The sequence below is a fragment of the Vibrio sp. Of7-15 genome, from assembly GCF_022347565.1.
Taxonomy (GTDB): domain Bacteria; phylum Pseudomonadota; class Gammaproteobacteria; order Enterobacterales; family Vibrionaceae; genus NORP241.
Map to the genome: position 1 here is coordinate 1 of NZ_JAKRGH010000056.1, position 8,049 is coordinate 8,049.

7 protein-coding genes and 2 pseudogenes are annotated in these 8,049 nt (G+C 41.1%); all 9 read left to right on the plus strand.

The features are described from left to right. A pseudogene (locus tag MHO82_RS25410) lies at positions 1-213 on the plus strand (transposase); the annotation flags it as partial. Positions 214-1,090: 877 nt separating this feature from the next. Then, positions 1,091-1,870 carry an aminoglycoside phosphotransferase family protein gene (locus MHO82_RS25415; protein WP_239189362.1) on the plus strand — a complete coding sequence of 260 codons (780 nt, stop codon included), beginning with the start codon at positions 1,091-1,093 and terminating at the stop codon, positions 1,868-1,870. Positions 1,871-1,881: 11 nt separating this feature from the next. Further along, positions 1,882-2,541 carry a hypothetical protein gene (locus tag MHO82_RS25420; RefSeq protein ID WP_239189364.1) on the plus strand — a complete coding sequence of 220 codons (660 nt, stop codon included), beginning with the start codon at positions 1,882-1,884 and terminating at the stop codon, positions 2,539-2,541. Positions 2,542-2,548: 7 nt separating this feature from the next. Then, entirely contained in the window at positions 2,549-3,043 is a 495-nt protein-coding gene (locus tag MHO82_RS25425) for a GNAT family N-acetyltransferase (RefSeq protein ID WP_239189374.1), read from the plus strand. Beyond that, the gene (locus tag MHO82_RS25430; RefSeq protein WP_239189366.1) at positions 3,036-3,491 is read left to right on the plus strand and encodes an NUDIX domain-containing protein; all 456 of its coding nucleotides are present in this window, start codon (positions 3,036-3,038) and stop codon (positions 3,489-3,491) included. The genes MHO82_RS25425 and MHO82_RS25430 overlap by 8 nt, the downstream gene beginning before the upstream one ends. Before the next feature lie 777 nt (positions 3,492-4,268). Then, positions 4,269-5,024, plus strand: coding sequence for a hypothetical protein (locus MHO82_RS25435; RefSeq protein ID WP_239189368.1), 756 nt, complete (start codon positions 4,269-4,271; stop codon positions 5,022-5,024). Positions 5,025-5,119: 95 nt separating this feature from the next. Continuing rightward, positions 5,120-5,278: a hypothetical protein gene (locus MHO82_RS25440; protein WP_239189370.1), complete on the plus strand. Its 159-nt coding sequence runs from the start codon at positions 5,120-5,122 to the stop codon at positions 5,276-5,278. 248 nt (positions 5,279-5,526) lie between these two features. Continuing rightward, entirely contained in the window at positions 5,527-7,308 is a 1,782-nt protein-coding gene (locus tag MHO82_RS25445; protein WP_239189372.1) for a hypothetical protein, read from the plus strand. Positions 7,309-7,311: 3 nt separating this feature from the next. Then, positions 7,312-8,049 (plus strand): annotated as a pseudogene (locus tag MHO82_RS25450) (hypothetical protein); the annotation flags it as partial.

Here is an 8,049-nt window from a genome sequence, read left to right on the forward strand (position 1 = left end):
ATGGGATAGAGCCATGCTCTCGAAGCGCTTTATCATTGAGACAATTAACGATCAGTTAAAGAATATCTCTCAGATAGAGCACTCGCGCCATCGAAGTCTACATGGGTTCAGGCTCAATCTACTTGCTGGCTTGCTCGCTTACTGTTTAAGCCAGGAAAGCCATCGTTGAATATTACGCCTGTTGAGAAAGCAGGCCTAGTGACAATGGCTTAAACCGATCTTCAGGTTACTTAGATTTTTAACGAGTGTCTTTCTTGCTCTAATCAGTTGTGCGATTCCGATAGAGGAAATCAACCGGCATTAGAATTACTTAAATTAGGAAGGGTAGTATTTGAAAGTAAGCAGCGATAATCTCACCATCTCAACAATTGCATTCAGGTCAGGGAAAGGCATTGTTACTTCTGAATATAGCTAAATAGCGACTACCCAATTTCACCTTTGATGATGCGTTTTAGTTCTTAGGGGTTATTAACTTGTTCTGAGTTTCAGGCTTAAAATTTTGAGTTTGTAGCTAGCTGCTATTGTCATCGGAAGGATCCATGCTGAGTAGATGCTGTACTTAAGGGTATACCTGTTGTGACATCATTTTTTGATTTTTAATCGCTCTTTTTTATGCTTTATGGTTTTGATGTTAGAACTAGGTTCTCTGAACTTATTTTACGCTTGGCTTACCTCGCTTCGGGTGGGTGTTGTCGCGGACAACAGCTTTGAGTGAGAACCGTTTATTCTAATTCCGAAAATTAGTGTTTACTGTTTATTGCTTTGTATTTACGGTATATGCAGACTGCACAAAGCAAGCCAGTGACAGCCATTGCGATTTTTAAGTTGTTTATTTCTACCCGTTTTAGATTTTAATTGTTGTCTATGCCGCAATTAAAACCGTTGTCGTAGACAACACTTTTTAGTTTCTGCATTCTCATCTCTTATCGTTAATAGTGTTGTCGAGGACAACAGTTTAATGCCTGTTTTGGTTGTTTACTCTACAAGTGGGTAGATGTGTTGTCCCCGACAACAGTTCTAAAGCAAAGTTGCTGGCTATAACGAGTGTTTAAATAAAAAATTGAGTAACTGATAATAGGAAAGGGAACGCATGGAAGAGCTCAAAGGGGGGCGAGAAGGGGCTGTTTATCGGGACGGTAATAAGCTGTATCGACCGAAAGGAAAATGGTCTGGTGCGGTTCATGCGCTACTTAGCCATTTAAGAGTTGTTGGCTTTTATGCGGCACCACAGCCATTCGGTTTTGAAAAAGAACAAGAGGTTCTATCCTTTGTACAAGGCAATGTTTTTAACTACCCATTAAATGGCGATATAGCGACAGTAGATACTTTGATAAGTGCTGCCCAATTACTACGTCGATATCATGATGCGACACAATCGTTTTTAGTCCACCTAAATCAGTTTGAAAACCAATGGATGTTACCTGCAAGAGAACCGCAGGAGGTAGTCTGTCATGGTGATTTTGCGCCTTACAACGTCGCTTTGAAGAATAAAAAGGTGGTAGGGGTATTTGACTTTGATACTGCACATCCCGCTCCAAGAGTGTGGGATATTGCTTATGCGTTGTATTGCTGGGCTCCTTTTAAAACCGATAAGATAGACGCATACGGTGATTTGGATCAGCAGTTATCACGTGCAAAATTATTCTGCGATTCTTATGGGGTTAGTGATGATGAACGAGCACAATTGCCCTATGTGATGGTTGAAAGGATCCGAGCCTTGGTACAGTTTGTGGAGAAAGAAGCACGGAATGGCAACGAGGCATTTCAAAGCAACATGAATGATGGTCACCACTTCGCTTATTTGAATGACATTTGTTACCTCATTGAACATCAACAGAAAATAACAGCGGCATTGTGTCATACAAGATAAAGGAATTTAGCGTGGATTTTGATATTACGTTTTTACATACATCGGAAGTTCACATTATAACGTTTGATGCATTAATAGAAGAGTTAGATCCAAACTTAGCCATTAAGCATATCGTGAAACCGGAATACTTAGAGATGGTAATCACTCAAGGTGTCAGCAAAGAGCTGGAGCAAAGTATCCAACAAACGCTCTGTACACTGAGTCAAAATACACGTGTTGTCGTATGTACGTGTTCCACTATTGGTTCAATTGCTGAATCTGTCAAACTAGAGCAAGGGTGCGTACAACGGGTTGACCGTGCAATGGCAGATTGGGCGGTACAACATGGCAAGACTATTTTAATTATCGCTGCGCTAACGAGTACGTTAACACCGACGTACAACTTGCTTAGAAGTTCAGCATTAATACATGGACTTGAAGTACACATAGATCAACACTGTGTAGATAGTGCCTGGCCTTTATTTGAGTCTGGTAGATATTCTGAGTATTTAAAACGCATTGCTGTTGAAATTAAAAATAAGAGTGAAGGTTATGATGTGATAGTACTGGCACAAGCTTCCATGGTAGGCGTAATGGATATTACTGACAACATCACTCCGATAGTAAGTAGCCCAAGGTTAGGTGTTTTATCTGCCATCAAAGCAGTAAATGAACATTTGAATAAAGGGTGAAGTAGTGATGTTAACGAAGAACATGAAAGTAAAAAGTGTCAATCAACACTGTCCTGATTACCGTCAATTAATGGATGCATGTTTTCAGCCTATGAGGGAAATTTACAGGGTAGAAAAGGCAGAATTCGACACTGGGAAAAAAGAATTGCAGGCTTGGTCATGCTTTGGTATCGAGCAAAAAAATAAGTTAGTAGCTGGGGTTGAAGCTCGCGTAATCGATGATGTTCTTCACGTAAAAAGTTTAGCGGTGGCTAAATCAGCGAGAGGGGAGCGCTTATCCTTACATTTAATTAGTTCGGTTATTGCTCACTTTCCTAATCGGGCTATGAATAAGCTGTCGCTATGGTGTGTTGCTGAAACGGGCAATGTGGCTCTGTTCGAAAAATTAGGATTTAAAGAGCATAAGCGTGAGCAATCTAGATTGTTGCGTTTGGCTAATGGCTACTTTGCGACAGAGGTTAATATGATTAAGCCGATTTATCGAGTCCAAAATAATGTCTGAAAATAACCATAACTTTGAGCAAAGGCGTCTACGAAGGGAAATAAAAGTATGTCCTGTGGTCATTCGTAGCCAAAGCAATAAAACTGAAATCTTGCTGTTTAGGCATCCACTAGCGGGAGTTCAATTGGTAAAAGGGACGTTAGAGCTCAATGAGACTACCATTAGTGCTGCATTAAGAGAGTTGCATGAAGAGTCGGGAGTTAACAATGTTCACAGCGTGGATGCGTTAGGAGAGTGGGAATCTGGATACCAGACTCAACAGTGGCACTTTTTTGTTTGTCATACGGGAAGCTTACCGGAAAGATGGAGCCATTATACAAACGATGATGGTGGCCATACATTTGAGTTCTTTTGGTGTGCACTCGACGAAGTTTATTCTCTTCCTATGCACACTGTATTTCAATTGGCCATTAAAGAATTACAGCGGCGTCTTGCTAACGAGATCTAATCACAATCAGTACAACACTGACTACGGGAAAGATAAGGTTTGTGTATTCTTTACCTTTGAATAAGAGCATGTTTTAAAAACGAGTAAAGTTCTCCATTTTTGTATTCAATGGCAGAGTGAATGTTGATGTTCTTATTTGCTATAACTGAAAACTGATAATGGTTTGTGTGCTTTTTAATACGAACATTCATTATTCCATCACTTATATCACATATACCTACCGTCTTCAGTCGTTCAAAAAGCATAAATTCTTCCAGCGTGCCATCAGCATGGAAAATTACTTCCGTGAAATAACCTCCAGTACAGGTTTTTATCCAGTGAGATCCCTGATCGCTTTGCTGTCTATTCTGTCTAAGGGAAGGAGTGGTGAACCAACATGCTCACGATGATACAGTTGGTACGCTTTAGTTGAGTTAAACATTCAAAGTCATCATAAATCTGGAAAATAATCCATCATTGTCGTGTACTTTTTACGAGTAAATAGTTTGATGGTTATTTTGTGAAATACATCAAATTTGTTATAAGTTTAGTGACGTTGTAACTGTCTGTTGGTGCTTTAGTCATTGATACCCAGTATCTTTAAAATTAACACAATTAGAAATTACGTATAACTATTTGATTTTATGTGTTTTAATTTAATCATTTAGTCACCGTGACGACTTGAATTGTGAGAGGGCAATGAAATTATCATTAATGTTATTTTCATTGTATTTTAGTACCTGGCACAAGCCACAAGCCACAAGCCACAAGCCACAAGCCGCGAGCGAAGGATAAATAATGAAAATGCGTGGAATATGTTTAGTGTTGGCTGGTTTATTACTGGCTGGCTGTGAGCCCTCTGCTCCCCCTGCACAAAAGACCAAGGTAGAGGCTGCCCCTGAATGGAGTACATGGCCAACCTTATCAAGTGGCCCTAGGCGTGGCTATGAACTACGTTACAATGAACGTGCGATCCCTCAGCGTCGAGTCATGGTGGGAGAGCATAATAGCATTGTGTATTACAAGCATGGCCTTGTTTCTTACGATATTCCTAAAGCCGCTGAATGGCCACGGGAAGATTTGAATGATAAAAGTGCATACGAGCAGCCACGCATCGCTTTTGTTTGGGCAAACCGTGAAAATGGTGACGACTATGAAACCAAAACCAAAGTGTGGAGTAAAAAGCTGGATGGCACGGATTTACGCTTGGTGTACGACAAAGGCGTCAGTTTCGGTCGTGATGTGGTTATCTCACCTAATGGCAAATATTTAGCGGCGATTTCTGAGGATAACGAAGATTTTTTATTGATCGATATTGCAACCGGGGAAGAGCGTAAGCTGAATGACTTCCCTGGAAAAACCTATTTTTCTTGGACATCCGACAGTCGTTATCTGTTTTTTGGCGATTTTAATGCCTACAAACGCTTTGATGTAGAAACCAATACGATTGAAGATTTCTCTGATTTAAAGCGTGGCATGTACATGCAGTTTATCGGTGATAAACGAGTGGTGGTGAATGCCTTTGGTTATCAAATACTCTGGTTGGCAATTTAAAAACCACGGTCAATGGTGGTGAACAATTTATTGTTGATTTAAAGACGGGGAATATAAATAAATACTCAGATAAATCGCGTTGCTTAAATAAGAAAGTGCTGATTAATGAGGATGAAGATTACGCCGTAGGGCTAATGATTGATTATGATTTGCTTTATTGTAAAAAGGCGAAGGTGCATTGGGGGATTGCTGAAAATAGCCGTCCTGCTTATGGCCGTCCGATGCTGTATAACTTTCAGGGGGCTGAGTTATGATTGCACTGCAACAGAAACATTGTGTACTAATCGGTTCTTCCCTCGTGTACCTGTCTGCCATTTTTTGAACTTGTGCCAAATTATCAGTTAATTTGAATGTATTGATAGGCATAATGTTCGTTTTTGCGGTAACCTCTTGTTAAAATGAAAATTTGAAATATCATAGGCTTGTAAAAGCCATTCAAAACGTTATCGTGAGTCTAATCAGCTCAAATCATTGCGAACTTATTTTATAGTTCGGAGTGTCTATGCAAAAGTTAACATTTAAATCCGGTCGCTCCCTAATCAAGAGCGACCTTGATTTTCTTATTACCCCACAAGAATTAAGAGTGCAGCTGCAACGTGCCAGACACTCTACAGACATCATTAATCAGTTACCGAGTTCGGTGGTATCTCGGCTAGGTAAATACGATCACAAAGTCACTGCATCCTTTATTCAACAGGTGGTTCAAACACTAAACTTGGGCCAATTTGTTGCGTTAGGCTTACGAAAAAGAACCTCCCCAATCCCAGAAGGGGCACTAAAGCAGCTGCCATTTATTGAAGGTGTGATTGGCTCTTTGTTAGAGGCTCCAGATCGTTTAGTGAAGGCGAATTATGCGCCAGTAACCAATGATTATGTCTTACCTCCTGTTTATGAACATACGCCTGTTGAGCCATCCCCTGAGCATAAAATTGTTGTTGAGTTTGCAGGTCAGTGGCCCGCTAATAGCGCCTCTTTGTTATTAGAAAAAACAGACCAACAGCCAAGTAAAATTACAAAACCACGTAAAGACATTGATTTTACCCATCGTAGCCTCGCTATTTTTAAAGATCTAGAAAGTGAGCCTAAGAACCTGTATCTCACGGTTCCGCTGGATGGAGCCCCAAACCCGCTGAAATTACTGCTGGCAGAAAACATAGAGCCAGTAGAAAAAGAGACAGAGAAAGACGAGTGGGATAACGTATTAGTGCCTGTACTGCCTTCTGCTTTTGTTGATGACACGAAAGATCCCCAATCGACGGCAATGTACACCAGTGGTTTTTTTTATGTTCTTTGGAATAACAAAGTTTGGCGCGAGCTAGAGGTGAAAAGTAACAGTTATTACTCAGACATCGACATAGAATATTATCGTCAGTTAGATGAAGAACCCAAAACTCAAACCGTAACAGATCGGTATGTCGACTTATGTCTGTATTGCCAAGACACTGAGTTTCCTCTCCCAGAACAACCCTTTGAATTAACCTGTGAAAATGGGGCTGTTATTAAAGGGAAACTGGATCATAATGCATGGGCGCACGTCAGCGGTTTGTCTGGCACTCAGGCAACAGTAATCTTCCCGGATTATTGCCCTGAAGAGACGCCGCATACGATCACGGTAGATCTCGAAAAAGGAGAAACTACGTTAATAAAAGGTCGTAACCGTATTGCCGAAGGATTCCCTAAGCCCCATATTTGGTTGCCATATAAAATATTGGGGGAAGTGCAAACGGAGTTAGCGTTAGCTTACAGTGACACCCCATTAAGCTTAAGTGAAATTAACGCATTAGAGTCGAACCCAGAAGAGGTGGATGTAATTTATACGCCAATAACAGGGCTAGAAGCGTACAGCGACAACCAGACTTTTGTTGGCGACAGTGAATCGGTATTCAGTGTGGATGAATGCAAGCTATCCGATGAATTGGCCCATGATTTATTAACGAACAACTCCGCACTGTACGCAAAAAGTCAGGAAACAGGTGTAGCACAAGTCACAACGGAGCCACCGACACCATCTGCATGTGTGTTGTATTACTTTGATCCCGAATACGATCGCTCTGATGATTTTATTGAAATCTCACAAATTGAGGGTGAATGGTCTCAGCGTAAAACGTTTGGTGAGGTAAAAAATAGTGACGAACCGATAGTAATGACCTTTTCGGGTTGGCCTGATGATATGGATAAAGTCAACGTTGTTATGGGGCGGGTAACCAGCCCAGATGAAACAACCCCTATTTTTACTGATATTTCTATTTTAGATTTAGTACCGCAAGCCGCGAGCGAAGGATAAATAATGAAAATGCGTGGAATATGTTTAGTTTTGGCAGGTTTATTGCTGGCTGGCTGTGAACCCTCTGCTTCCCCTGCGCCAAAACCCAAGGTAGAGGTTGTTCCTGAATGGAGTACATGGCCAACCTTATCAAGTGGCCCTAAGCGAGGCTATGAGCGACGATATAACGAGCCTGCGATCCCTCAGAACCGAGTTATGGTGGGAGAGCATAATAGTATTGTGTATTATAAGCATGGCCTTGTTTCTTACGATATTCCTAAAGCCGCTGAGTGGCCACGGGAAGATTTGAGTGATAAAAGTGCATACGATCAGCCACGTATCGCCTTTGTCTGGGCAAACCGTGAAAGTGGTGATGATTATGAAACTAGACGTAAGGTTTGGAGTAAAAAACTGGATGGAACAGATTTACGACTTGTATATGACAAAGGAATAAGTGCTGCGCAAGAGATCGCTGTGTCTCCTAACGGCCAATATGTAGCGGTTGTCTCTACTGATAGAGAAGATTTTTTACTGGTCGATATTGCAACCGGGGAAGAGCGTAAGCTGAATGACTTCCCAGGAAAAACTTATTTTTCTTGGACGGCAGACAGTCGTTACCTGTTTTTTGGCGATTTTAATGCCTACAAACGCTTTGATGTAGAGACCAATACGATTGAAGATTTCTCTGATTTAAAGCGTGGCATGTACATGCAGTTTATCGGTGATAAACGAGTGGTGGTGAATGCCTTTGGTTATCAAATA